24 protein-coding genes are annotated in these 25,510 nt (G+C 68.7%); 18 read left to right on the forward strand and 6 right to left on the reverse strand.

The genetic code is table 11. From position 1 onward, the window contains the following. The first annotated feature begins 17 nt into the window (after window positions 1-17). The 6 genes from ACLQ2Q_RS05525 to ACLQ2Q_RS05550 all read left to right on the forward strand — a co-directional run bounded on the left by ACLQ2Q_RS05525 (window position 18) and on the right by ACLQ2Q_RS05550 (window position 5,729). The gene (locus ACLQ2Q_RS05525) at window positions 18-1,670 is read left to right on the forward strand and encodes an extracellular solute-binding protein (RefSeq protein ID WP_425818803.1); all 1,653 of its coding nucleotides are present in this window, start codon (window positions 18-20) and stop codon (window positions 1,668-1,670) included. Next, window positions 1,667-2,695, forward strand: coding sequence for a zinc-dependent alcohol dehydrogenase (locus ACLQ2Q_RS05530; RefSeq protein ID WP_425818805.1), 1,029 nt, complete (start codon window positions 1,667-1,669; stop codon window positions 2,693-2,695). Before ACLQ2Q_RS05525 ends, ACLQ2Q_RS05530 begins: the two co-directional genes overlap by 4 nt. Further along, a complete protein-coding gene (locus tag ACLQ2Q_RS05535) occupies window positions 2,692-3,465 on the forward strand; it encodes an SDR family oxidoreductase (protein ID WP_425818807.1) in 774 nt (257 codons plus the stop codon). Before ACLQ2Q_RS05530 ends, ACLQ2Q_RS05535 begins: the two co-directional genes overlap by 4 nt. Window positions 3,466-3,534: 69 nt before the next feature. After that, on the forward strand, window positions 3,535-3,750 hold the full coding sequence (locus ACLQ2Q_RS05540; RefSeq protein WP_425818809.1) for a twin-arginine translocase TatA/TatE family subunit: 216 nt from the start codon (window positions 3,535-3,537) through the stop codon (window positions 3,748-3,750). A gap of 117 nt (window positions 3,751-3,867) precedes the next feature. Next, window positions 3,868-4,947: a zinc-dependent alcohol dehydrogenase gene (locus tag ACLQ2Q_RS05545; protein ID WP_425818811.1), complete on the forward strand. Its 1,080-nt coding sequence runs from the start codon at window positions 3,868-3,870 to the stop codon at window positions 4,945-4,947. Beyond that, window positions 4,944-5,729 carry a FadR/GntR family transcriptional regulator gene (locus ACLQ2Q_RS05550; protein WP_425818813.1) on the forward strand — a complete coding sequence of 262 codons (786 nt, stop codon included), beginning with the start codon at window positions 4,944-4,946 and terminating at the stop codon, window positions 5,727-5,729. The genes ACLQ2Q_RS05545 and ACLQ2Q_RS05550 overlap by 4 nt, the downstream gene beginning before the upstream one ends. A 60-nt stretch (window positions 5,730-5,789) precedes the next feature. On the opposite strand, the gene ACLQ2Q_RS05555 is transcribed toward ACLQ2Q_RS05550, so the two are convergent. Next, window positions 5,790-7,004, reverse strand: a complete 1,215-nt coding sequence (locus tag ACLQ2Q_RS05555) for a mandelate racemase/muconate lactonizing enzyme family protein (protein ID WP_425818815.1) — start codon at window positions 7,002-7,004, stop codon at window positions 5,790-5,792. Between the two features lie 103 nt (window positions 7,005-7,107). On the opposite strand from ACLQ2Q_RS05555, the gene ACLQ2Q_RS05560 reads away from it, so the two are divergent. The 4 genes from ACLQ2Q_RS05560 to ACLQ2Q_RS05575 all read left to right on the forward strand — a co-directional run bounded on the left by ACLQ2Q_RS05560 (window position 7,108) and on the right by ACLQ2Q_RS05575 (window position 11,490). Continuing rightward, window positions 7,108-8,370, forward strand: coding sequence for an ABC transporter substrate-binding protein (locus ACLQ2Q_RS05560; RefSeq protein ID WP_425818817.1), 1,263 nt, complete (start codon window positions 7,108-7,110; stop codon window positions 8,368-8,370). 65 nt (window positions 8,371-8,435) lie between these two features. Beyond that, entirely contained in the window at window positions 8,436-9,437 is a 1,002-nt protein-coding gene (locus ACLQ2Q_RS05565; protein WP_425818819.1) for a carbohydrate ABC transporter permease, read from the forward strand. Next, entirely contained in the window at window positions 9,434-10,324 is an 891-nt protein-coding gene (locus ACLQ2Q_RS05570) for a carbohydrate ABC transporter permease (RefSeq protein WP_425818821.1), read from the forward strand. Before ACLQ2Q_RS05565 ends, ACLQ2Q_RS05570 begins: the two co-directional genes overlap by 4 nt. Window positions 10,325-10,350: 26 nt before the next feature. Next, window positions 10,351-11,490 carry a cellulase-like family protein gene (locus tag ACLQ2Q_RS05575; RefSeq protein ID WP_425818823.1) on the forward strand — a complete coding sequence of 380 codons (1,140 nt, stop codon included), beginning with the start codon at window positions 10,351-10,353 and terminating at the stop codon, window positions 11,488-11,490. 42 nt (window positions 11,491-11,532) lie between these two features. Here the strand turns inward: ACLQ2Q_RS05575 and ACLQ2Q_RS05580 are convergent, their stop codons facing one another. Then, window positions 11,533-12,531 (reverse strand): LacI family DNA-binding transcriptional regulator, encoded by a 999-nt coding sequence (locus tag ACLQ2Q_RS05580; RefSeq protein ID WP_425818825.1) that lies wholly within the window; start codon window positions 12,529-12,531, stop codon window positions 11,533-11,535. A gap of 94 nt (window positions 12,532-12,625) precedes the next feature. On the opposite strand from ACLQ2Q_RS05580, the gene ACLQ2Q_RS05585 reads away from it, so the two are divergent. The 6 genes from ACLQ2Q_RS05585 (at window position 12,626) to ACLQ2Q_RS05610 (ending at window position 19,370) form a co-directional block, all read left to right on the forward strand. Continuing rightward, window positions 12,626-14,047 (forward strand): ADP-ribosylglycohydrolase family protein, encoded by a 1,422-nt coding sequence (locus ACLQ2Q_RS05585; protein WP_425818827.1) that lies wholly within the window; start codon window positions 12,626-12,628, stop codon window positions 14,045-14,047. A gap of 231 nt (window positions 14,048-14,278) precedes the next feature. Then, window positions 14,279-15,577 (forward strand): ABC transporter substrate-binding protein, encoded by a 1,299-nt coding sequence (locus tag ACLQ2Q_RS05590; protein WP_425818829.1) that lies wholly within the window; start codon window positions 14,279-14,281, stop codon window positions 15,575-15,577. A gap of 95 nt (window positions 15,578-15,672) precedes the next feature. Beyond that, window positions 15,673-16,611 carry a carbohydrate ABC transporter permease gene (locus ACLQ2Q_RS05595; protein ID WP_425818831.1) on the forward strand — a complete coding sequence of 313 codons (939 nt, stop codon included), beginning with the start codon at window positions 15,673-15,675 and terminating at the stop codon, window positions 16,609-16,611. A 9-nt stretch (window positions 16,612-16,620) separates the two neighbouring features. After that, complete coding sequence (locus tag ACLQ2Q_RS05600) at window positions 16,621-17,466, forward strand: carbohydrate ABC transporter permease (RefSeq protein WP_425818833.1); 846 nt, start codon at window positions 16,621-16,623, stop codon at window positions 17,464-17,466. 1 nt (window position 17,467) lies between these two features. Further along, window positions 17,468-18,541, forward strand: a complete 1,074-nt coding sequence (locus ACLQ2Q_RS05605; RefSeq protein WP_425818835.1) for a Gfo/Idh/MocA family protein — start codon at window positions 17,468-17,470, stop codon at window positions 18,539-18,541. A 10-nt stretch (window positions 18,542-18,551) separates the two neighbouring features. After that, a complete protein-coding gene (locus tag ACLQ2Q_RS05610; RefSeq protein WP_425818837.1) occupies window positions 18,552-19,370 on the forward strand; it encodes a sugar phosphate isomerase/epimerase family protein in 819 nt (272 codons plus the stop codon). Here ACLQ2Q_RS05610 and ACLQ2Q_RS05615 read toward each other — a convergent pair. After that, entirely contained in the window at window positions 19,363-20,100 is a 738-nt protein-coding gene (locus ACLQ2Q_RS05615; protein ID WP_425818839.1) for a GntR family transcriptional regulator, read from the reverse strand. The genes ACLQ2Q_RS05610 and ACLQ2Q_RS05615 overlap by 8 nt on opposite strands. A gap of 246 nt (window positions 20,101-20,346) precedes the next feature. Between ACLQ2Q_RS05615 and ACLQ2Q_RS05620 the strand changes: the two genes are divergently transcribed. Continuing rightward, the gene (locus ACLQ2Q_RS05620; protein WP_425818841.1) at window positions 20,347-21,432 is read left to right on the forward strand and encodes a Gfo/Idh/MocA family protein; all 1,086 of its coding nucleotides are present in this window, start codon (window positions 20,347-20,349) and stop codon (window positions 21,430-21,432) included. Further along, window positions 21,432-22,478 (forward strand): Gfo/Idh/MocA family protein, encoded by a 1,047-nt coding sequence (locus ACLQ2Q_RS05625; RefSeq protein WP_425818843.1) that lies wholly within the window; start codon window positions 21,432-21,434, stop codon window positions 22,476-22,478. The genes ACLQ2Q_RS05620 and ACLQ2Q_RS05625 overlap by 1 nt, the downstream gene beginning before the upstream one ends. Window positions 22,479-22,559: 81 nt before the next feature. Here the strand turns inward: ACLQ2Q_RS05625 and ACLQ2Q_RS05630 are convergent, their stop codons facing one another. The 3 genes from ACLQ2Q_RS05630 to ACLQ2Q_RS05640 are packed head-to-tail and all read right to left on the reverse strand — an operon-like array spanning window position 22,560 to window position 25,503. Continuing rightward, entirely contained in the window at window positions 22,560-23,177 is a 618-nt protein-coding gene (locus ACLQ2Q_RS05630) for a bifunctional 4-hydroxy-2-oxoglutarate aldolase/2-dehydro-3-deoxy-phosphogluconate aldolase (RefSeq protein ID WP_425818845.1), read from the reverse strand. Then, a complete protein-coding gene (locus tag ACLQ2Q_RS05635; protein ID WP_425818847.1) occupies window positions 23,174-24,133 on the reverse strand; it encodes a hypothetical protein in 960 nt (319 codons plus the stop codon). The genes ACLQ2Q_RS05630 and ACLQ2Q_RS05635 overlap by 4 nt, the downstream gene beginning before the upstream one ends. Continuing rightward, a complete protein-coding gene (locus ACLQ2Q_RS05640; RefSeq protein ID WP_425818849.1) occupies window positions 24,130-25,503 on the reverse strand; it encodes an FAD-dependent oxidoreductase in 1,374 nt (457 codons plus the stop codon). Before ACLQ2Q_RS05640 ends, ACLQ2Q_RS05635 begins: the two co-directional genes overlap by 4 nt. Between the last annotated feature and the right edge of the window lie 7 nt (window positions 25,504-25,510).

Consider the following 25,510-nt stretch of genomic DNA (forward strand, 5'->3'; position numbering starts at 1 on the left):
TCAGCAAAGGAAAACCCATGACAAGTGACCAGCTTCCCGGCCGCGGCGTGAGCCGGCGCGGATTCCTCACCGGGGCGGCCGTGCTCGGCCTCACGTTCGGCTCGGGCATCCTGGCTAGCTGCGCCCCCGGCACCATAGGCGGAACCGCGGCCGCAGCCGGGTCCGGGGTCGCGCTGCCGGCCTTCGCCCGCCCCGAGGGCATCAAGCCGGACCTGCCCGGCTCGGCCGACGGTGTGCAGCCCGGTTACTTCTCCTACCCGAAGAAGCTCGTGAAGACGGTGAAGGAGGCGCCGGGAACCGGCGTCGCCCTGACCTCGATGATCATGACGTTCGCCGCCGCCCCGGCGCAGTCGCAGTACTTCGACGCCGTCAACAAGGCGCTCAACGCCCCCATCGACCTGGTCATGGTTCCCGCGGCGGACTACACGCAGCGATTCAGCACCGTCATCGCCGGCGGCGACCTGCCCGACACCATGGAGATCGTCGGATACCTGGCGCTGCCGCGCATCGGCGACTTCCTCAAGGCGAAGTGCGTCGATCTCTCCAAGCACCTCTCGGGCGACGCGGTGAAGAAGTACCCCAACCTCGCGGCCATCCCCACGCAGAGCTGGAACAGCACCCGAGTGAACGGGAAGATCTACGGCGTTCCCATCCCGCGGAACATCTTCTACCCCGCACCCTTCTACCGGAAGGACATCGTCGACGCGAGCGGCGCCGACCTCCCGGGCACGCCCGACGAGTTCGTCGCCTTCTGCAAGGACTTCACCTCGAAGCAGAACGGCGTCTACGCCCTCGCGTCCGGGGACCCGGCCAACCCTTTCGGTACGGACTTCTACCGGGGCATCTACGGCGCCCCGAACTGGTGGCGGGAGAAGAACGGCAAGCTCACCCACCTGGTGGAGACCGAGGAGTTCCGGGAATCCGTCGCCTTCAGCAAGCGGCTGTGGGATGCCGGTGTCTACCACCCGAACAGCCCCGCAATGAAGGGGAACGAGGCGACCGACCTGTTCAACACCGGGAAGGCCATCGTCGTGTTCAAGGGCAATCAGGGCTGGGCGATCAACCAGCGCAACGGCAAGGCCGTCGACCCGAAGCTGGTCGTGGGGGCGCTTCCGCAGTTCGGGGCGGACGGCGGTCCTGGACAGAACAACATGGGCAGCGGCTCCTTCGGGTACACCGTCATCACGAGCGGCGCGAAGGACAGGGTCGAAGAGATCCTCGGCATCCTGAACTTCCTCGCCGGCCCGTTCGGGAGCGAGGAGTACCACCTCGTGAACTTCGGCATCGAGGGCGTGCACCACACCGTCGGTGCCAACGGCCCGGCCCTCACCGACCTGGGGAAGGCCGAAGTCATCCAGTCGTATCACTACATGGCGTCGCCCGAGCAAGTGCTGTTCGATGCCCAGTTCGTCGAGGAGTACGTCAAGCCGATGCACGCGTGGGAGACGGAGCTCGTACCGAACTTGGTCGCGAGTCCGACAACGGGGCTGACCTCGGATACGGAGTCACGCGTCAACGCCTCCCTGCTGACGATGATCAACGACACCGTCACTTCGGTGACGGTGGGCCGTAAGCCGATGTCTGCGCTCGATGCGCTCGAGGCGGCGTGGCTGGCCGGAGGCGGAAGCCAGATCAAGGCCGAGTACGAGAAGGCGCTCGCGAAGGCATGAGGACCCTGGCCGCGGCGTATGTCGCCGAACACTCCATCGAGGTCCACGAGGTCGCGCCGAGCCGGCCAGGGCCCGGCGAGGTGCGGATCGCCGTCGCGTACGTCGGCCTGTGCGGAACCGACCTGCACGTCTATCACGGCGCCATGGATGCGCGGGTCTCCCGGCCCGCCGTGCTGGGTCACGAGATGTCGGGGTTGATCGCGGAGCTCGGCGATGGCGTGGATGGATGGGCCGTCGGCGACGCGGTCACCGTCATGCCGCTGGCGTGGGATGGGACGTGCGCCGCGTGCCTGGCCGGTCACTCCCACATCTGCCAGAACCTCACCTTCATCGGCATCGACTCACCCGGAGCGCTGCAGACGTCGTGGACCGTACCCGCGGACACCCTGGTGGCGCTGCCGCGGGGCCTTCGGCTCGACCACGCGGCGCTCGCCGAGCCGGTGGCCGTCGCCGTGCACGACGTGCGTCGCTCCGGCCTCGCCCGAGGCGAGCGCGCCGTCGTGATCGGGGGAGGCCCGATCGGCACTCTCATCGCGACCACGGCGCGCTCGGTCGGCGGGCACGTCATCGTGGTGGAGCCCGATGCGAATCGCCGGGCCGCGGTCGCGTCGCTGGGTTTCGAGGTGCTCGATCCGTCGAAACCCGACCATGAGGAGCGGATCGCCGAGTGGACCGACGGCGCCGGAGCGGATGTGGTCTTCGAGGTCTCCGGGTCCGCGGCCGCGGTGCTGGGCTCCACCCGGTTCGTCCGCGTGCGGGGAAGGCTCGTCATCGTGGCCATCCACCCCGAGCCGCGCCCGATCGACCTGTATCGCGTCTTCTGGCGTGAACTGACGCTGATCGGAGCGCGCGTCTACGAGCGAGCGGACTTCGAGCGGGCCGTCGAGATGCTCGCGTCGGGCACGGTCCCCGCGGACGAGCTGATCACCAGCATCCGTCCGCTCGCCCAGGCGTCGGACGCGTTCGACGCGCTCGGACGGGGCGGGTCCATGAAGATCCTCGTCGACTGCGGAGCCGATTCGTGAGCGATGCCGAGAACCCCTTCGATCTGACGGGCCGGACGGCGCTCGTGAGCGGCGCCCGCCGGGGCATCGGTCTCGCGATGGCACATGCTCTTGCACGCGCGGGCGCAGACATCGTCGGGGTCAGCGCGAACATGGAGAGGCAGGGCAGCGACGTCGAGCGGCGCATCCGCGCGCTCGGCCGGGCGTTCGAAGGACACGCCGTCGACTTCGCCGACCGCGAGGCCGTGCTCGCGTTCGCCGACCTGATGAGCGAGCGGGCGCGACCCATCGACATCCTCGTCAACAACGCCGGCACGATCGTGCGCGCTCCCGCGGCCGAGCACCCGCTCGATGCCTTCGACCGGGTGCTCGAGGTGAATCTCGCGAACCAGTTCGCCCTTACTCAGCGGATCGCCCGCGGCATGCTCGCGCGAGGCCGAGGGCGCGTGATCTTCACGGCGTCGCTGCTCTCGTTTCAGGGCGGCATCAACGTCCCGGGCTACACCGCGGCGAAGTCCGGCATCCTGGGGCTCACCAAGGCCCTCGCGAACGAGTGGACGGCGGGTGGTGTGACCGTCAACGCGATCGTGCCCGGATACATCGCGACCGACAACACGCGGGCGCTGCGGGACGATCCCATCCGCGCCCAGGCGATCCTCGACCGCATCCCGGCCGGCCGCTGGGGCACTTCCGACGACCTCGGCGGAGCCACCGTGTTCCTGGCCAGCCGCGCGTCGGACTACGTCTCGGGCATCGCCCTGCCCGTCGACGGCGGATGGCTCGGTCGGTGACCAGCCGGTCGGCGAGCCGACCGACCACGTGCTCCGCACCTGGAGCAACCAACGAACGAAGGAGTTCTCATGCTCGCGAATCTGTCAGGTTGGCACCTGCTCATCATCCTGGCCGTCATCCTGCTGCTGTTCGGCGCCGCGCGCCTTCCGGCCCTGTCGCGAAGCGTCGGGCAGTCGGTGCGCATCCTCCGCGACGAGACGCGGACGGGCAAGGACGGTGAAGCGGATGCCGTGGCCCAGGCACCCGCGGTCGCTCCCGCAGAATCGCAGGGCAGCCGCACCTGACGGAGAGGGCATGACGGTCGGCACCGGCGCCGAGGACGAACACCGCGCAGCCATGAGGTGTTCGGCAATACTGGTATTACCACTACCCTGGTAGCAAGTCATCAGGGAGGGGACCGCATGCGCGCCGCACGCTGGACCGGCCGACGGGCGATCACCGTCCAGGTTGTGCCGGTGCCGCGACCGCGCACGCACGAGGCCCTGATCCGGGTGCTCTGGACGGGCGTCTGCGGGAGCGATGTCGAGGAGTACCTGCATGGCCCGGTCGTCATCGCCGGGGAGATCACCCTCGGCCACGAGATCGTCGGGACCGTCGAAGCCGCCGCTGAGGACGGGTCGGGGCCGAGCGCCGGGACGGTCGTCGTCGTCGACGTCGTCACGGGATGCGGTCGCTGCTACTGGTGCGAACGGCATGAGGAGGGACTCTGTGCCGAACTCTCCGTCACGGGCCAGCACGTCGACGGCGGCCTCGCTGAATTCGTGGTGGGCCGGGCCGATCGGCTGATTCCCGTTCCCGTCGGCGTGCCGCCGGTGCATGCCGCGCTCGCCGAACCCCTCGCCGTCGCGGTGCGAGCCGCCCGAAAGGCCGGTGCGCTCATCGGGCGGGGCGCCCTCATCGTCGGCGGCGGCACGGTGGGGATGCTGCTCGCTCAGGTGCTGAAGGCAGGCGGCGCGTCACCCGTCGTTGTGGTGGAGCCCGCCACGTCGCGCCGGCGGATCATCGAGAGCTGGGGAATCGCCACCGCATGGGCAGACACCGCCGCCGAGCGAGCGGAGGCGGTTCGCGGACTCTTCCCGGATCGCGGCGTAGACATCGTTGCCGAGTGCTCGGGCCGGAAGGGCATGACTGCGGAAGCGGTGCGACTGGTTCGGCGCGGAGGGACGGTGATCCTGCTCGGCGTGCTGCCGGAGGAGGAGAAGGTGGACGTGCTCGACGTCGTCCTGGGGGAGAAGGTCATCGTGGGCTCGGCCGCTCACATGTGGGACGACGACGTCTCCGTCGGCATCGAGATGCTCGCCGCCGGGCTCGTCGATGTGGCGCCGATGATCACTCATCGGGAGCACCTCAGCAACGTCTCCGGCGCGTTCGAGATGCTGACCGAGCAGGGGAATACGGTGATCAAGATGGTCATCGGCCCCGATGGCGACGGGGCAGCGGAAGGCCCGGGATCCGCCGGCGTCAGAGAGGGAACGGCATGACAGCTCCACGCAACGCAGGGATCCCCATCGGGCGGGAGCAGCTGCTGAACAGGCTCACGGAGTCGCTTCTCGGCGGCGAGTTCAAGCCCGGGGACAAGCTTCCCTCGGAGAGGCAGCTCTCCGAGAAGTACGCGGTGTCGAGGCCGGTCGTGCGCGAGGCGATGCAGCGGCTTCGCGAACGCGGACTCATCCATGTCGCGCCGGGAAGCGGCGCCTATCTGCGCGAATCGAGCGCCCTGGACTGGGCCCGGCCGCTCGACGCGGCGGGTCGGCCGCGGGCGGCGACGACGCGACAGCTGGTGGAGGCGCGCGTGATGCTCGAGCAGCAGGCGGCCTCCCTCGCGGCGCGAAGGGCGACCGCGGAGGACATCGAGAACCTGGAACTCGCACTGACGGCGTTCGCTCGAGCCACGACGGTCATCGAGCGCGCGCGGTGCGACATCGCGTTCCACTCCCTCATCGCGAAGGCCTCGCACAATCCCGTGATCGAGATGATGTTCGGCGCGATCGCGCCCATGGTGTTCGAGGTGATGCTGCGGAGCCTTGATGACCCTGCCGTCGTGCGGGTCGGCGCGCCGCTGCACGATGTCGTCCTCGCATCTATCAAGAAGGGCGATTCCGACGCGGCCGCCGAGGCGATGTGCCAGCACGTCAACCTCGCGGAGACCATGTTCGGAGAGGACTTCGACGCCCAGATCGACTCCATCGGGCGGCGGAAGGTCGACACTCTTCTGGGCCCGGGGGTGGAGCTCGAGGACGTCATCGCCGAAGCGCTGCGCTGAGTCCGAGACGCCGCGCTGAGCTGAGTCCGCCGCCCGGGCTCCGGCCGGACGCCGCAGAGCTCAGCGCAGCAGCAGTGCGGAGTCCGACAGCCGGGACGAACGCAGCGTGGTGCCGTCGCGCTCGGCGAGGTCGGGAAGCAGACGGATGCCGAGGCCCGGCTCGTCGGGCGCCGAGATGTGCCCGCCCTCGATGACCGCCCCGCCCTCGACGAGGGTCGAGTACCAGCCCAGATAGCCGGCGCGCACCGTCTCCTGCAGCAGGGTGTTGGGGGATGCGGTTGCCAGATGCGTGCACGCGGCGAGCGCGACGGGGCCCGTGCAGTCGTGCGGCGCCACCGGGACGCCGAAGGCATCGGCAAGCCCCCCGACCTTCTTGGCGGTCGAGAGGCCGCCCGACCATGTCGTGTCGACGGTCGCAACGCCGATCGCTCCCTGCGACAGAAGCGACTGGAACCCCGGGACGCCGGCGACCGTCTCGCCCGCCGCGATGCGCAGCGACGTTCCGCCCGCCACGCGGGCCAGGCCGTCGACGATGTCGGACCGAACGGGATCCTCGATCCAGAAGGGCCTGAACTCCTCCAGGGCCTCGACGATGCGCACCGCGGATGGCACATCCCACAGGGCGTGCAGCTCGATCATGATGTCCATCTCGTCGCCCACAGCGTCACGGATCTCTGCCACCTTCGACAGCCCCTGCGCGAGCTCCCGCTGGCTGATGCGATGCCCTCCGGATGCCTCGGCGTACGAGTCGAAGGGCCAGATCTTCATGCCCCGCACCCCCTGATCGAGCAGGTCGCGCGCGAGCAGACCGGGGGTCGTGATGGCGGCGTGCAGGTCTTCGAAGCGGCCCTCGCGCAGTCCCCAGTTCGACACCGACTGCCCCCGCGAGCTGTTCACGTACATGCCGCCGGCGCAGGTGTTGTAGATCTCGATGCTGTCCTGCGTGCGGCCGCCCAGCAGGTTGTACACGGGCTGCGAGGAAGCCTTGCCGAGGATGTCCCAGAGCGCCAGGTCGATGGCCGACCGGGCCCGAGTCTCGACGCCCGAGCCGGCATAGCCCACGTAGCCGGCCAACCGGGATGCGTGGCGCTCGATACGCCTCGGATCCTCGCCGAGCAGCAACGGGGCGGCAACCGAGTGGATGTGGGCGGCCACGGCATCCGCTCCGTAGAAGGTCTCGCCGAGCCCGGTGATGCCTTCGTCGGTGTGGACCACGACGAAGGTCAGGTTGGGAAACGCGTCGACGATGAGGGTTTCGATTTCAACGATCTGCATGCCGGAACATTAGCACTGGCATGACTGGTAAGACCAGTGCTATGGTGTGGGCATCCGGTCGAAGACTTCCCGACGACCGGCCCCTGCACACAAAGGAGTGACGGTGCCAACTTCACGGCCTACGAAGGTTCTTCTGCCGGCGGCAGCCGCGGCCGCCCTCGGTCTCGTTCTCGCCGGCTGCGCCGCGCAGCCCGCGTCCGATTCGAGCGAGATCACGCTCACCCTCTCGACGTTCGGCAACTTCGGCTACAGCGACGAACTGCTCGCAAAGTACGAAGCCGAGCATCCCGGGATCAAGATCGTGCACAACGTCGCCGCCAACGGCACAGACGCGCGCACGAATCTCTTCACCAAGCTCGCCGCCGGATCCGGTCTCGCCGACGTCGAGGCCATCGAGATCGGCTGGACCGTCGACCTCCGGCAGTACGCCGACATGTTCGTGCCCGTCCCCGAAGACCAGGCCGACGAGTGGGTCGACTTCCAGACCGCGCCCGTCACCACCGACGACGGAGAGCTCTTCGCCTACGGCGTCGCCACAGGGCCGGAGGCCATCTGCTACCGATCCGACCTGCTCGAGGCTGCCGGGCTGCCCGGCGACCCGGCGTCGGTGGCGCAGTCGCTCACCGGCGACTGGGACGACTACTTCGCGGCCGGTGAGGCCTACGTCGCCGGCGGGGGAGGCCCCTGGTTCGATTCCGCCTACACCGTCTACAACGCGCAGATCGAGCAGATGGGCTTTCCCTACGAAGACGAGGACGACAACATCGTCGCCGACAATCCCGACGTCGAGCGCGTGTTCCGCGACACGCTCGCCGGGGCCCCGCAGCTCTCCGCCGGGCTCACCTCCTTCTCCGAGGACTGGGCCGCTGCGATGGGCAACGGCGGGTTCGCGACGATGGCGTGCCCCAGCTGGATGCTCGGCATCATCGAGGGCAACTCGCAGGGCGTCACCGCCTGGAACGTGGCGGACGCGTTCCCCGGCGGCGGAGGCAACTGGGGCGGCTCGTTCCTGGCCGTGCCGGTGCAGTCGCCGCACCCCGAGGAAGCGGCCGAGCTCGCGGCATGGCTCACCGCGCCGGAGCAGCAGATCGAGGCCTTCACGGTGGCCGGGCCCTTCCCGAGCCGTCTCGCAGCGTTCGACCTGCCCGAGCTGAAGGAGATCACCAACCCCTTCTTCAACGACGCGCCGGTCGGTGAGATCTTCACGGAGCGCTCCACCGCCATCGACATGATCGTCTACAAGGGGCCGAAGTACTTCCAGATCGACCAGGCGGCGAAGGACGCGATCGCCCGTGTCGAGGCCGGGACGCAGTCGATCGATGACGCGTGGGCCCAGTTCGTCAGCGATGCAGAAGATCTGAAGTGACCTGACGGGGGACGGACGCCTCGCGCGGCCGTCCCCCGCACACCCGCCGTCGGATAGGAACCGCCGTGACCATCGCGAAATCCCCGTCAGATGAGCTGCGCGAGCAGCCCGACCGGCCCGAGCCCACTTCCCTGCCGGCGCAGCGGACGGTCGGCCGCAGAAGCCGGTTCGCCCGCTGGGACCTCAAGTACTCGCCGTACGTCTACATCCTCCCGTTCTTCATCCTCTTCGCCATCGTGGGGCTGCTCCCGCTGCTCTACACGGGCTGGGTGTCGCTGAACGACTGGAACCTGATCAGGGGCCAGGGCCAGTTCGTCGGGCTGGAGAACTTCAGCCGCGTGCTCACCGAGCGCGACTTCTGGGTCGCCACCCGCAACACCCTCAGCATCTTCGTCATCCAGGTCGTCCCCCAGCTCGCCTTCGCCCTCGTGATCGCGGCTGCGCTGGATCGCAACATCCGGAATGCGACCTTCTGGCGCATGGGAGTGCTGCTGCCGTACATCGTGATGCCGGTCGCCGTGGTGCTCATCTTCAACAGCATGTTCAGCGACCAGTACGGCCTCATCAACACGATGCTCGGCCGGATCGGCATCGACCCGATCGGGTGGCACACGGATGTGCTGGCGAGCCACTTCGCCATTGCAGGGATGGTCAACTATCGGTGGACCGGGTATGCGGCGCTCATCCTGCTCGCCGGCATGCAGGCGATCTCGCGCGACTACTACGAGGCGGCGACGATCGACGGAGCGGGGCCTGTTCGGCAGTTCTTCTCGATCACCATCCCGCAGCTGAAGCCGACGCTCGTCTTCGTCGTCATCACGGCGACGATCGGCGGGCTGCAGATCTTCGACGAGCCGAGGCTCTACGACGTACAGGGCAAGGGCGGTCCCGACGGCCAGTGGCTGACCCTGGCCCTCTACCTGTACCGGCTGGGATGGGACGAGCTCGACTTCGGACGCGCCTCTGCGGTCGCGTGGCTGCTGTTCCTGCTCATCATCGTCATCGCACTGATCAACCTGTTCATCAGCAGCAGGATCTCGAGCAAGGAGAGGGGTCGCAACTCATGACTGCAACGCTCCCGTCGCGACTCGTCGTGAACGAGAAGCCGACCCGCCGGCGGTTCCGCAGGCGGATGGGCCGCGCAGGATTCCTCGTCTACGGCTTCCTCGGGGCCGTGCTGCTCGGCGGACTCTTCCCGCTCTACTGGTCGTTCCTGATCGGCAGCGGCGACTCGACGACGCTGTACGACGCCGACAAGTCGTGGATCCCCGGCGGCAACTTCCTCGCCAACGCGGCGGCCGTCGTCGGCAACCCCAGCGTCAACTTCTGGGCGGCGCTCGGAAACAGCATCATCGTCTCGGGCGTCGTCGCGGCATCCGTCGTCTTCTTCTCCACGCTCGCCGGCTTCGCCTTCGCGAAGCTCCGGTTCAAGGGCCGCCCGTGGCTGCTGGTTTTCGTGGTGGCCACGACCGCCGTTCCCACCCAGCTGGGCGTCGTACCGCTGTTCATCGTGATGTCGAAGCTCGGCTGGACCGGCACGCTCGGCGCGGTCATCGTGCCGACGCTCGTGACGGCGTTCGGAGTCTTCTGGATGACGCAGTACATCGGGCAGGTCCTGCCCGACGAGATCGTGGAGTCGACTCGCATCGATGGAGCAAACAGCTTCGTCGCGTTCTGGTACGTCGTGCTGCCGATCGCCCGGCCCGCGGCATCCATGCTGGCCCTGTTCACGTTCATCGCGACCTGGACGAACTTCTTCTGGCCGTTCATCGTCCTCGACTCCCGCAATCCCACACTGCCGGTCGCCCTGCGCTACCTGCAGGCGAACTACTTCGTCGACTACTCGATCGTGCTCGCCGGTGCCCTCCTGGCGACGCTGCCGCTCCTGTTCCTGTTCGCAGTCGCAGGCCGTCAGCTCGTCACGGGCATCATGCAGGGCGCGGTCAAGGGCTGACACCGACCACTATGAAAAGGACACAGATGCCTTCCGTATCCGAGCGCCCGTACGCCATAACGATGTGGGACTTCTCCTGGCTGGAGCGACGCTGGCCCGGCGCCGGCTACGAGGACTGGGACCTCGCCCTGCAGGAGCTCGCCGATCGCGGCTACGACGCTGTGCGCATCGATGCGTATCCGCACCTCGTCTCCGCCGATCCGGACGGCGTCTGGGATCTCGTGCCGGCCTGGAACCAGACCAGCTGGGGCGCCCAGTCGCCGGTCACCGTCCAGCCGCTGCCCGCCCTGCTCGACTTCATCCGCGCGGCCGAGCGCCACGGCGTGGGCGTCGCCCTGTCGACGTGGTACCGACAAGACGCCTCGGATGCCCGCATGGACATCCGCACGGCAGACGATCAAGGCCGCATCTGGGTCGACACGCTGCGGCACATCGACGCGGCGGGGCTGCTCGACACGATCCTCTACGTCGACCTCTGCAACGAGTTCCCGATCCCCCCGTGGACGCCGTACCTGTACCGCGGCCGGCCCGACGCGAAGCTGTCGCGGGCCTCGGCGGAGCTGGCCGAGTGGATGCGGAGATCGGTCGAGGTCGTACGCGACGAGTACCCCGACCTCGACTACACCTACTCGATGTGCACCGAGTTCGCGACGTGGCGCGACCAGGACGTGTCGATGCTCGACCTGCTCGAGCCGCACGTGTGGATGGCGCATCCCGAGACCAGCGACTACAACGCGCGCATCGGCTACAACTTCGAGAAGTACTCGCCCGTGGGGTTCGACAACATCGTGCGCAACGGCCGCCGCGAATACGAGAACGACGCCGCCCGCTACGACGAGGCCATGTTCCGCAGCATCGACACCGTGGCGGAGTGGTCGCTCGCGACCGGCAAGCCGCTGTACACGACGGAGTGCTGGGCGCTCGTGGACTACAAGGACTGGCCGGGCCTGGAGTGGGACTGGATCATGGACCTGACCGCGCGGGGACTGCGTCGGGCCGCCGCCACCGGTCGGTGGGCGGGACTTGCGACCAGCAACTTCTGCGGCCCGCAGTTCGTCGGCATGTGGCGCGAGGTGGGTTGGCACCGCGAGCTGACGGCGCTCATCAAGTCCTCGCCGATCGATGCCGACCTGCGCTCCCGCGTCCGGACGGGCTCGGCCGGCTGACGGTGAGCGACGGCGCGCCTCGCGGATTGGGGGTGCCGCGCTTCAGATGCTGTCGCGTTCCACGAGTTCGTGCGCCAGCACGTCGGTTACCTGCGGTGCGCCCGGGTCCTCCAGCCGCCGGAGCAGGAGCTCGCCGGCCCGGCGGCCGAGCTGCTCGGACGGGATGCGGATGCTCGTCAGGGCAGGCGTGACCATCGCGGCGGCCTCGATGTCGTCGACGCCGATGATCGCGACATCCGCGGGAACGGCGAGTCGGAGTGCGCGCGCGGCGTCGAGGGCTCCGACGGCGATCAGATCGTTCGCGCACACGAGGGCTGTGGGGCGCGCGGGCGCCGCGCGCAGCAGCTCCCGCGTTGCGTGGGCGGCATCGGCACGCGTCCACTTTCCGCCCAGGGCGACGTCGGTCGGCGCGTGACCCGCCTCGAGCATCGCCCGTCGATAGCCCTCCAGCCGCAGGCCGCCCGGGGCTTTTCCGGCATCAGAACCGACGAAGACGACCCGACGGTGACCGGCGGCGATCATGCGGGCGGCCGCGTCGAACCCGATCGCCTCGTCATCCACCGTGACCCGATCCATCCGCACGTCGGCAGCCGCGTGCGCGATGAGGACCGCCGCGACCCCCTCCGCCTGCAGCCTGATCAGTTCGTCCTCGGGCACGTCGCCGGCCAGCACGATCGCGTCGACTCTGCGCTCGCGGATCGTCGCGAGGAATCGGCTCGTCAGCGCGGCACCCGCGGCGGCGTCGAAGAGCACCACAATGTTGCCCGCGGGTGCGACGACGGATTGCAGCCCCCGCGCCAGTGCCGGATAGTGCGGGTTCGCGAGGTCGTCGACCAGCAGGGCGACCGTGGCGGTGCGTGCGGTGTTGAGAGCCTGCGCGAAATAGTTGGGACGGAACCCCAGCGATTCGATCACCTGCTCCACGCGGGCGCGGGTCTCTGCCGACACCGGTCGCTTGCCGCTCAGCACGTGCGACACGGTGGTCTTGCTTACGCGCGCGGCGAGGGCGACATCGCCGAGAGTCGTGCGCCCGCCATCCATCCTCACAATGCTCCCCTGCGACTCCGGGTAGCGTCCTCTCGCTACGCAAACTAGTTTAGGCTACTGTCGACGACGAGCAATGAGGAGAGCGGATATGGCCGGCTGGGCGAACGTGCGACTGCTGCTGGAAGAGGAGTACCGCCAGAGTGCGGAAGAGGGTAAGGATCATGACGCGATCGAGTCGATCCGCGCCCGTGCAGCGAGCGAAGACGACCCCGCAGCGCTCGCCGGATTGCACGTCGAGCTCGTCGCGCTCCCCGTGCGCCCCGACTTCCCCTTCATCGAGCCCGACGACCTCCACGCCATCCGGTCGCTGCGCGGGGCGTCACCGGGGGTCGAGTCGGCCGGTTCGCGCGACCTCCCCGACCAGCTGCACGGAGCGTGGCTGGGCAGGGCGGTCGGCTGCGCCCTCGGCAAGCCCGTCGAGGCGTTCATGTCTGCGCGCGGCGAGCTGGCATCGTGGCAGCGGCAGCGACTCTTCCTACAGGCGATCTCGCCTGACGAGTGGCCCATCCGCGGCTACGTCCCGGCCGAATCCCCGGCCGAGGGGCTCACCGGGTCGCCGTGGTGTCCGGCATCCAGCCGGGAGCGCATCGCCTTCATGGAGACCGACGACGACATCCGCTACACGGTCATCGGACAGCTGATCGTGGCCCGCTACGGAACCGGCTTCACGTCGGCCGATGTCGCTCGGACGTGGCTGGATCGGCTGTCGTACAACTGGGTCTGCACGGCCGAGACCCAGGCCTACCGCAACCTCGTCGCGCGATACGACGCGGTGCGCGACCAGGATCCGGCGTTCGAGCGCGAGGACCCCGCGGCGATCGACTGGTTCGATGTCGCTCAGACCCTCAACCCGTACCGCGAGTGGATCGGGGCGCAGATCCGCATCGACTCCTACGGGTACGCGGCTCCCGGTCGTCCCGAGGCGGCAGCGGCGATGGCTTACGCCGATGCCAGGATCAGTCACACCAAGAACGGCATCTACGGGGCGATGCTCTGCGCGGCGATGATCGCGGCCGCCTTCGACTCCGACGACATCGACGCCGTGGTCGAGGCCGGTCTGGCACAGATCCCTTCCACCTCACGGCTGCACGCGGCCATCCGTCGCACCGTGGAGCTGTGCGCCGCCCGAGGGAACGACTTCGAGGCCTTCGAGGCGATCATCGAAGACCTCTATCGAGAGGTCGGCGGCTACCACCCCGCGCATACGATCAACAACGCCGCGGTGGTGGTCGCCGCGCTGCTGGTCGGCGGCGGCGACTTCCACCGCGCCGTCACCTTCGCGGTGATGGCCGGGTGGGACACCGACTGCAACGGCGCCACCGTCGGGTCCATCATGGGAGCGCTCCTGGGTGCCAGGAGAATCCCCGCGGCATGGACCGATCCGCTGCACGACACCCTCCGGTCGCAGATCGCCGGCTACCACCCGATCCCCATCTCCGAGTGCGCCGATCGATCGCTGGTCCTGGCTGAGCGTGACGGCGGCGCGGTGCCGTGGCAGGCGTGGTGGTGATCGGGTCGCTCGACATCGACACCGTTCTGCGCCTCGACCATATGACCGCGCGCTGCTCGTCCGGTGACTCGCGGCACTGAGAGCGCGGAGATCCTAAATGTATATGCATCTAATTCAATTCACGTTAGACAAGTAGGGAGAGTTGACTATAAGATCGCTCCACACGGTGCAATCCGAACCGTGCTGAACTCGGCGGGCACTCCGCTCGCCGTCCTTCACCAAGGAGCTTTCATGACGAGTCAAAGACGACTGACCAAGGTCGGCGCCCTCGCGGCCGCGGCGGCGATGACGGTGGGGGTTTCCGCCTGCGCCGGGGGCGGCGGGGACGCCGGCTCTTCCTCCGGCGACGAGCCGTTGGTGGTGATGTCGACCTTCACTCCGGCCGACTTCGCCGGGCCTTGGTACGAGGCGGCCGTAGAGGCGTTCACCGAGGAGACCGGCATCGAGGTCAAGTCCGTGACGGTCAGCGCGGTGGACATCTACACCGCCTATGAGACCGCTGTGCTGGCCGGCGAAGAGCCTGACGTGCTGATCGCCAACCTGTATGACAAGGCGCTCACCTGGACCGAGACGGGTGCGACGCTGCCGGTCAACGACTACCTGAAGGAGTGGGGCCTCGACAAGACGATCGAATCGGCGGCGATCGATGACTGGACCGATGCCGACGGCAACGTGCAGGCGTTCCCGTTCAACGGCTTCACGTGGCCGGTCTGGTACAACACCGAGATCCTCTCCAGCGTCGGAATCGACTCCGTCCCGACCACGTATGACGAACTGATCGAGGCGGCGACGGCGCTGAACGGCGCGGGCATCGCTCCCGTGGCCATCGGCGGCAGCGACTGGTCGGGGATGAAGTTCTTCCTCCAGCTGGTGCAGCTCACGATGTCTGAAGACGAGGCGAAGGATGTGATGTCCAACGGCGGCTACTGCGACAGCGAGGCCGCGATGACCGGCATCGAGGACTTCCTCGCACTGAGCGAGGCCGGCGTCTTCATCAAGGATGCGCAGGGGCTGACGGCCGACAACATGTACGCCGAGTTCAATCAGGGCACCGCGGCGATCATGCCCGCAGGCTCCTGGCAGTTCAGCGCCACTCCGGAGGAGCTCATTCCCAACGTGACGCTGGGGGGGTTCCCCCTGCCGAACGACTCCTCGTTCGACAAGCCGGTCGCGTACCAGGCGTTCACGAGTTCGGGCGTCTGGGTCACCAAGAAGAGCGCCGATCGGCTGGAGGACTACCGGAAGTTCGTCGAGTTCATGTACTCCGCCGATGTTCAAAGCAGCTTGGTCTCGGATGCGGGGGTCGTTCCGGTCGTCGAGGTGCCCGGCCTCGAGGATGCACTGGCCGACCAGCCGCTGCTCCTGAACGCCGTCACCGAGATGCCCGACACGGTGGAGTACGGAGTCTTCCCCGACTTCTTCGTGCCGGGCGCCAAGACGCAGGCGATCAACAGCGCGATCAGCACCGCATACGCGCCGGGGGCCGAGGCCGCCGACGTCTGCGCAGCGATCGACGCCGCATACAACTAGCGCGAAGCGGTGCCGACCTCGTCGGCACCCCTTCCCTCGTTCACGTGATGGACGAGCACCGACATGTACGAAAGGCGAATGTGATCATCCAGACCGTGTCACAGCCCATAGTCTCGCCGATCACCTCCCCACGTCGCGGAGGTCGCCCGCGCAACGCGCTCGGCAAAGAGGCGGGACGTCGACTGTCCCTCACCCTCATGACCGCTCCCGCGCTGCTCTGGTACCTGTTCTTCATGCTCATCCCCGCCGTGAGCATGGTGGTCGTGAGCTTCCTGGACTGGCCCGGGCTGCTGGCGACCCCGAGCTTCTCCGGCTTCGCCAACTACGAGAAGCTCGTGGCCGACCCCGAGTTCTGGGCAGCCGCGCGCAACACGCTGGTGCACGTCGTCGTGGTCGTAGGCGTGATGATCCCCGTCTCGTTCATGCTGGGCTACTACCTCAACATGAAGCCGCGCGGCCATCGCGTGCTGCGCATCCTCTTCTTCGTCCCGGCCCTGCTCTCGGTGTCGGCGCGGGCGATGGTGTTCTTCGGGGTCTTCGCCCCCGGCGGATTCCTGAACGGCGTCCTGCGAACGGTGGGTCTTGACTCGCTCACCACGGCGTGGCTGGCCAATCCGGAGACGACCCTCGGCGTCGTCATCTTCGTAGACCTCTGGGGCGGCATCGGCTTCACGGCGATCCTCTTCGCCGCTCGTCTCACATCGGTCTCTCCCGAGATCTACGAGGCGGCTGAGCTCGACGGGGCCACGCACTGGCGGAAGATGTGGGGGGTCGCATTCCCGGTGGTCAAGGGCTATGTCGGAGTCGTCACGATGCTGCAGTTCCTCTGGACGCTCTTCTACTCGGCGACCACCGTGCTGCTGCTCACCAAGGGCGGCCCGGGCACCTCCTCGACGACCCTCTCCTTCATGGTCTACCAGCAGGCCTTCATCGAATCCGACATCGGGTACAGCCAGGCGATCGGCGTCGTGCTGTTCGTTGCGGGGCTGGTCGGCATGATCGTCATCAGCCGGTCGATCCGGCAGAACTTCTAGGCGGCAGAGATGGCACAGAACTCTTCGGCATCGCGTTCAGACGCCGGATACCTCTCCCACGGGCTCGTGTGGATCTACGCGCTGATCCTCGCGGTACCGCTTTACTACCTGCTGGTGACGAGCTTCAAGCAGAACCAGGAGATCTTCACGGCGCCCGCCGCGCTTCCGACCAGCTTCGATCTCGGCAACTACATCGACGCAGCGCAATTCACGGAGATCGGACAGGCGCTCAGCAATTCCGCGATGATCACCATCGGCGCCGAGGCCATCACCCTGGCCCTCGCGCTCCCCGCCGCGTACGGCCTCGCCCGCGCCACGGGGCGGCTGGCCCGGGTCGTCGAGGGCGTCTTCGCCGGCGGATTCCTGATCCCGGCGTTCGCAGCCCTGGTTCCCACTGTGCTGCTCGCGATCAGTCTCGACCTGTTCTACAACCCGCTCTTCCTGATCCTCTTCTTCCCGGCGACGCAGCTGCCGCTCTCCGTGATCCTCCTCACTCAGTTCATGCGCGCGATCCCCGCGGAGCTCGAGGAGAGCGCGATGATGGACGGCGCATCCCGGTGGTCGATCCTGTGGCAGGTCTACGCGCCACTGGTCGTACCGGGCATCGTGACCGTCGCGCTGCTGAACTTCCTGACCTTCTGGAACGAATACCTGTTCTCGCTGTCGATCCTCGGCGTCGACCCGGCGATCAGAACGGTCCAGGTCGCCGTGCCCACGCTGATCGGCGGGCAGGCCACCAACGCCGGCACCCTTGCGGCTGCCTGCGTGATCTCGATCATCCCCGTATTCATCGTCTACGCCATCTTCAATCGACAGATGGAAAATGCCCTCGTCGCAGGCGCCCTGAAAGGCTGACATGACAGATAACCCCACCCGCATCGCCTTCCTCGGCGCGGGAAACATCGCCGGACCGTACGCCGAGAGCGTCGCGCGGCATCCGGAACTCTCCCTCGTGGGCGTCTTCGACGTCGACGCCGAGAAGGCCGCACAGTTGGCCGCGAGCACCGGATCCGTCGCATATGCGACGCTCGACGAGCTGGCGGCGGATGCACCCGAGATCGTCGTCAATCTCTCGAGCGCGCCCTACCACTACGCGACCAGCCTCGAGCTGATCGGCCGCGGGCTCAACGTCTTCAGCGAGAAGCCGCTCGCGCTCGAGCCCGGCCAGGCGGCTGAACTGGTCACGGCCGCGCAGAGCGCCGGCGTGCGACTGGCCTGCGCCCCCTCGATCTGGCTCGGGCGCGCTCAGCTCGCGGCCGCCGAGCGCGTGCTCTCGGGAGCCATCGGCGAGGTCGGACTCGTGAAGGCCGAAGTGAACCAGGGGCGCATCGAAACGTGGCACCCGGCACCCGGTTCGTTCTATCAGGTGGGGCCGGTCGTGGATGCCGGTGTCTACCCCATCACGTATCTCACCGCCGTGCTCGGTCCGATCCGCGAGGTCTCCGCCCTCAGTTCGATGTCGGTGCCCGATCGGGTGACGCTCGGGGGAGAGGCTTTCCGCCCGCACGCCAACGACACGTGGGTCGTCATCGCGACCTTCGAGTCGGGAACGGCACTGACCCTCACGTGCAATTTCTTCGTCGACTCGGCCACCCAGCCGCGCACCATCACGTTCCACGGCGCGTCGGGGTCCATCGCGCTCGATGACTGGTTCCTTCCCGGAGCGGGCGTGCGCGAGGCGGCCTACGGCTCCCCGCTCACCGTGGCGCTGCCCGCGGACGCCGGCATCGAGGCCGACTGGGCGCTCGGCGTGGCGGACCTCGCCACGGCCATCCGCGAGAACCGGCCCCACCGAAACGGCAGCGAGCACGCCGCCCACGTCGTGGACGTGCTCGACGCCATCCGGCGCTCGGAGGCCGAGGGCACCCGCGTCGGCGTCACCTCCAGCTTCCCTTCCCCGTTCTCCGCACTTGCCCACCTCAACGCTTAAGGACAAAGACATGAATGCCATCTCCTTCATGGGAGCAAACCTCGTCGCGCAGCAGCTCAACTGGTCGATGACCGAAGGCTGGTTCCAGGGCGACACCGCTGCGAACGACTTCTACCGACCGCTGGAGACATTCGAGGAGCGTTTCGACGCGTTCGTCGTGCTCACGACGGAAGCCGGATTCTCGAGCCTCGACGTGTGGACGGGGCAGCTCAACTGGGCGTGGGCGACCGAAGCACACCTCGAGGCGGCCGGCCGAGTGCTGCGCGCGCGGAACGTCTCCGTCACCAGCTACGCGGGCACCTTCGGCGAAACGCTCGACGAGTTCGCGAAGGCGTGCGCGGTCGCCGTGGCTCTCGGCGCCCCCATCCTCTCCGGCAACACCCCGCTGCGCGAGACCGCCCGGACCGGCGTGGTCGAGGGGCTGCGCTCGAACGACCTCGTGCTCGCCATCGAGAACCACCCGGAGGCGTCGGCCGAGGAGCTGCTCGCCAAGATCGGCGACGGCGCGGACGGGCTCATCGGCGCCGCCATCGACACGGGCTGGTGGGGCACGAACGGTGCGAATGCCGGTCAGTGCATCCGGCAGCTGGGGTCGCATGTGATGCACGTGCACCTCAAGGACATCCGGGCAGTGGGCGGACACGACACCTGCGAGCTCGGCGACGGCATCGTCGATATCGAGGACTGCGTCGCGGCGATCGAAGAGATCGGCTTCACCGGGCCGATCAGCATCGAGCACGAGCCGGAGCACTACGACCCCGTTCCCGAGGTCGTGGCCTCGCTGGCGAAGCTGAAGGGGTGGCTGGCGGTGCCGAGCGCAGTCAGCTGACGGCGGGCCGATCGCCCGGGTCGGCGAGCATGAAGGTGGCGTCGAGGACGTAGCGCGACGCGTTGTAGACAGTGGTGGTGAACTCCAGCTCGCGGGAGTCCTGGTCCGTTATCACGCGCTGCTCGACGAGCACGACCGCACGCGGCTTGAGCTGCAGCAGTCTGCTCTCCTCCGAGGTGGCCGGGCGTGCGCTGATGCGGGCGACGGCGGTTGTCGGCTCTCGCCCCAGGTTGCGCAGCGCGTCGTGCAGCGAGCCCGCCTCGAGGTCCTGCGCGAGCACGGGGGCGGCATCCGGTGTCAGAGTCGTGTGCTCGATCGCCATGGGCGCATCGTCGGCGAGCCGCAGCCGCACGAGCGAGACCACGCGCACCCCGGCATCCAGGCGCAGCGCTTCTGACTCGCCGGTGCTCGCCTCGCGGAGCTCCGCTGTCAGGAGTATCGAGGAGGGCGTGAGCCCCCGCCCGCGCATGTCCACAGTGAAACTCGTGAGGGGTCCCGAATGCCGGTGCAGCGGCTGCGGGGCGATGAACGTGCCGGAGCCGCGGCGGCGTCGGACCAGACCCTCGGACGCGAGGTTCTGGACGGCCTGCCGTGCCGTCATCCGGCTCACGCCGAATTGAGTGGCCAGTTCGGCCTCGGACGGCAGTGGGTCGCCCTCGCGTCCGTTGAGCACCCGCGTGCGCAGCCAGCTCTCGATCTCGAGATACAGCGCCCCGCCGCGAGCGCTCATCCGACGCGCCGGCGCGCGGGGAGGCGGACGGGCTTCATCCGGTCAGCCTATAGTCGACGCGTCATCCGGCGCCGTGTCGCTCGGGACCTGAAGTCGCCCACGACCCGACCAGATCTCGGGGCGCTCGTCATGCCCTCCGATTGGCTATACGGGTAGGAACGAAAAGTATATACTTGAGCGCGGAGGCGACGAGGGCCGCAAGACCCCGGTCATCCTCTCACCTGAACCATCGCAGAAGGAGCATCGATGCCCAACGAGCCGCGCAGAGTCGCCGTGTTCGGATTCGACCACATGCATGCCGGTGATCAGATCGCCGTGGCGCAGTCGCTGTCCACCACCGCGCTGGTCGGAGTCTGGGACAGCTCGCCGGAACGCCTGGCGTCGGTGTGTGCCGAGCTGGGCGTGCCCGAGGCGCTGCAGTTCGCCGATGTCGACGAGCTCGTCGCACACGCCCGACCCGAGATCGCCGTCATCTGCTCCACCACGAAGGACCATCGCCTCCACGTCGAGTACTTCGCCGAGCGCGGCATCCACGTGCTGCTCGAGAAGCCTTTCGCCTCGAGCATGGAGGACGCCCGCGCGATGTCAGCGGTCGCTGCCGAGGGACGCGTGCTCCTGGGAGTGAACTGGCCTCTGGCGTGGTACCCCGTGCACCGCTCGACGCATCGCCTTCTCGGCGAAGGCGCGATCGGGGCGATCCGGGAGGTGCACTACTACGACGGAAACCGCGGTCCGCTGCTGCACACGCACGGCAAGGTCGAGACCGATCCCGACGAAGTCGCCCGGCTGAAGGCCTCCACCTGGTGGTACCAGGCCGAGGCGGGAGGCGGCTCGCTGCGCGACTACCTCGGGTACGGCACGACGCTCGCGACCTGGTTCCGCGGGGGCGAGCTGCCTTCAGAGGTGAGCGCACGCACCCACCTGGCGCCGGGAGACGAGGTCGACGAGCAGTCGGTCGTCGCGGCCTCGTACGCGTCCGGCCTCTCCACCTTCCAGACCCGCTGGGGGACCTTCACCGATCCGTGGACCCACCAGCCGTTTCCCCGGTGCGGATTCGTGATCGTGGGCGACGCCGGCACCATCGCCAGCTTCGACTACGCGGACGAGGTCCGGATGCAGACAGAGGCGCATCCCGAGGGCATCTCGGTTCCGGTGGACGTCATCCCCGAGCACGAAGCCGGCGGTCTCGCGAACCTCGTGCACTGCCTCGACACCGGCCGCCCGCTCTACGGCCCGCTCTCCTGGGAGACCTCGCTCGCGGGTCACCGCATCGTCGAGGCCGCCGCCAAGAGCGCGTCCACCGGGACCGTCGTCACCGTGGAGGACATCTGATGGCGGTGGGTCCCGCCATCGCGCTGATCGGATGCGGCGGCATCAGCGCGGCGCAGCTGGAGGCCTATCGAGCCGCCGATCTCAACCTGACGCTGCTGTGCGATCGCACCCTGGCGAAAGCCCGAGGCCGCCGGGACGAGTACTACCCGCACGCGGCCATCACCGACTCCGTGGGCGAGGTGCTGGGCGACCCGTCCATCGAGATCGTCGACATCGCGACGCACGTCACGGGGCGAACGGCACTGGTCGAGCGGGCCCTGAGCGCCGGCAAGCACGTGCTCAGCCAGAAGCCGTTCGTGCTCGATCTCGAAGAGGGGGAGCGCCTGATCGCGCTCGCCGACCAAGAGGACCGCCTCCTCGCCGTGAACCACAACGGACGCTGGGCGCCGCACTTCGCGATCGCGCTCGACGCGGTGCGGGGGCGGCAGCTCGGCGACGTCTACTCGGCGGATTTCGCCGTGTACTGGCCGCACGACCAGCTCTTCGAGCACGATCCGCACTTCTCGAGGATGACCGACCTGGTGCTGTACGACTTCGGCATCCACTGGTTCGACCTCGTCGCCCAGCTGCTCGAAGGCTCGGGCAGCCCGCTCCGCGTCTTCGCCGTGGCATCCGTGCGGCCCGATGCGCGCATCCCCGTTCCCACCAACGCCATCGTGGTGATCGAGTACGAGCGCGCCACGGCGTCGATCATCTTCCGTGCGTCCTCGCCCCGCGCGGAGTCGGGCCGGTTCCGGATCGAAGGATCGTCGGGCACGCTCGTGCACGACGGCGAAAGCCTGGGCGGAGCGCTCGTAGAGCTGCACAACGAGGCGGGCCGTACCGACATCGCCGTCGAGGGCGACTGGTGGTCACGCGGAATGATCGGCACGATGCAGGAGCTGATCGATGCGATCGGCGAAGGAAGGCAGCCCAGCAATCGCGCCTCGACCGCCCTGCCGGGACTCAGCCTCTGCTTCGCCGCGATCGAGTCGGTGCGAACCGGTCTCCCGGTGGACCCTCGGTCGGTGCGTCGATACACGCAGCCCGGCCCCTCGCAGGGGTAGTGGCGGGGAGCGGCTCACTGGCGCGTCCGCCCTGCCGCGTCATCCGTACGGCGTGTCCGCCCCCGCGTCTTCCGCCCCACGTCAGCTCGCGCGGACGGCGGCGAGGAAGCGACGGGCGCGCTCGGCAGGGGCAAGGTCCCTATCGCTCGGATCCACGCTGATCGTGCCGACGCCCACGGCGATGCAGCCGGCGGCGAGCAGTTCCCGCGCGGCCGTCACATCGACGCCCCCTGTCGCCATCAGCGTGAGCGATGGCAGGGGGGCGAGCAGGTCGCGTACGTACGCCGCGCCGCCCAGGCGGGCGATCGGGAAGACCTTCACCGCCACCGCACCCTCGTCGTGCGCGCGCCAGATCTCCGACGGGGTCGCGGCCCCCGGGATCGCATCGACGCCCCGGTCGCGGGCAAGTCCGGGAAGCCACGGCACCCAGACCGGCGAGACGAGGAACCGGGCACCGGCATCGACGGCGTCGTGCGCCTGCCGCTCCGTCAGCACGGTGCCGGCACCGACCGTCACGTCCGGATCCTCCGACAGCCGGCGGATCGCCTCGAGAACGTCGGGCGTGCTGTAGGTCAGTTCCAGCACCGTGAGCCCGCCCTGGGCGAGGCCCCGGGCGGCGGCGACCGCCTCATCCGCCGACGGCGAGCGCAGGACGGGGATGACGCCGACCTCGGCGATGCGGTCGAGGACGGCGCTCACACCGTCCTCCATGCCAGCGCGCGCTGCGCGTTGCTGTGCTGGATCCGGTGGAGGTCGGCCGCGCCGACCCCCGCCTCCTGCAGCACGGCCGGGAGGTCTGACGCGAGCCAGGCCAGGCCCGGCTCCCCGCCGAGGGCCGACCACAGCGTGCGACGTGCTCCGTCCGTGCCGAGCACGATCTGGTCGGCGAAGCCGGCCTCGACCAGGGCGAGCACCGCGCGCACTGTGACGGATGACGTGCCGTCGGCGCGCTCGCGAAGGGACTGATCGAGCTCGAGCACCGCGCCCGTGGCCGCGAGGTCGCGAAGGTAAGCGAGGTTCGCCGCCTTGTCGACGTGACTGAGGATGATCGAGGTGGCGGGCACGCCCGCGGCGACGAGCCGTTCGACCTGGGCGATCCCGCCCACGCCGCCCTCGCAGTGCGTGAGCACGGGGGCGCCGGTGGCCGCACTGGCAGCCGCGGCGGCCTCGATGTTGCGCAGGTCCCGGGCATCGGGGTCTTCGCCGGAGGTGGCGACCTTGACCAGCCCCGCCCGGTGCTCGGTTCGGCGCACGATCGGGCCGGTGTAGTCGAACTCGTCGATGCCCTCGAGCAGATCGGCGACGAACAGCGCGGTGAGCTCGTCGGGCCCGACCCGGTTGGTCCAGTGCAGGGGGCCGTAGTAGCGGTCGTGGTGAAGGCCCGTCGCCGAGACGATGTGCACGCCCGTGCGGCGGGAGATCTCGGCGAGGCGCACGGCGTCGCGCCCGGCGGAGATCGGCATGGCGTCGACCATCAGGCCGGCGCCCGCGGCGCGGCAGCGCGCGACCTCGTCGACCGCGGCATCCACGTCGTGAAGGTGGATGTGCGGGAACCGGTCGGCGATCAGTGGGGAGTCGAGGATCAGGTGCTCGTGGGCGTACGCGGCGCCGTCGAAGTCGTCGATGTCGCCGAGCACGGTGCGGATGCCGGTCACAGGAGCACCCCGTCCCCGATGAGCGTCGCGCGCAGGGCATCGGTGTCGATGTCGCGCAGCGGCACGCCCGTCGCCACCGACTGCGCCGCCGCGGCGCCGGCCGCATGTCCGTACGACAGGCACTGCGCGATCGATCGCGCGGAGGCGTGGGCGTCGTGGGTCGCCGACAGGCACCGTCCCGCCACGAGCAGGCCGTCGATGTCCTGCGGTACGAGGCTGCGGTACGGGATGCCGTAGGCCCGGCCGGTCGGCTCGCCATCCGCTCCCGCGGCGACGTAGCGCCAGATCGTGGCATCGCCGCCGTCGTGGTCTTCGATCGGCGCACCGCAGAGGGCGATGGCGTCGTCGAACTGCCGCGCCTCGAGCACGTCGTCCTTCTGCAGGACGTACTCGCCGACGAGCCTGCGGGTCTCCCTCGTGCCGGCCCATACGGAGGTGTTCAGCAGGTGGGAGTTCTCGTACCCCGGCACCCTGTCGCGGAAGAACCGCGTGTACTCGGCGGCCTGCTTGCGGCCCTCGATCTCTGCGGCGGTGGCCGCCCACGGATTGGTGGGGTCGATGCCCGACACCCGCGTGACGTTGGTGTGGTAGACGCCGGGCAGCACGGTGTAGTGGGCGGATCCCTCGAGCCGGGGAAGGGTGTAGTCGCCGTTCCCGGCGGCCTCTCTCATCAGGCTGTGCAGTTCGGCCGTCTTCACAGGGTCGCCGACCCCTCCGAGCCGGAACGTGGTCGTGAGCGGCTGGACCCGCCGCTGCGCGCTCGGCATCTCGAGCGCGCAGCCCGCTGCCCACGCCACGTCCGCGTCGCCGCTGGTGTCGATCACCCGGTCGGCGAGGATGCGGAACGGCCCCCGCCTGGTGAGCACCACCACGCCGCGCACGGTGTGCCCGTCGAGGAGAACGGCTCCCATCCGCGCGTGCAGCAGCGGGCGGACCCCGCTGTTGAGGATGCGCTGGTCCCACGCGATCTTGAGGGCCTCGGGCTCGTAGGTCACGCCCGTCCCGGCGCCGTACGTGTTGCCGCGCAGCACGGCGTCGCCGGCGTCGAGCATGGCCCTCGCGACCTCCCAGCCGATGCCGCCGACGATCCGCTCTTCGCTGCCCGCAGGAAAGAACCCGTACATCGTGTCGAGCACGGCGACGGCGGTCCCGCCGAAGAATCCGCCCGCCTCGATCAGGATGGTGCGGGCGCCGTGACGGGCGGCCACCACCGCGGCGGCGCATCCGGCAGAACCGCCACCGACGACGGCGACGTCCGCTTCCCACAGCACGGGGATGTGCTCCGCCGCCTCCGGCGAGAGGCGCACGAGGTCCCACGCGGTGGCGGGCGGGTCGATGATGAGGTCGGAGGTGAAGGTGTCGAGTGCCATGGGAGTC

The sequence above is a fragment of the Microbacterium sp. DT81.1 genome, assembly GCF_049844955.1.
Taxonomy (GTDB): domain Bacteria; phylum Actinomycetota; class Actinomycetes; order Actinomycetales; family Microbacteriaceae; genus Microbacterium.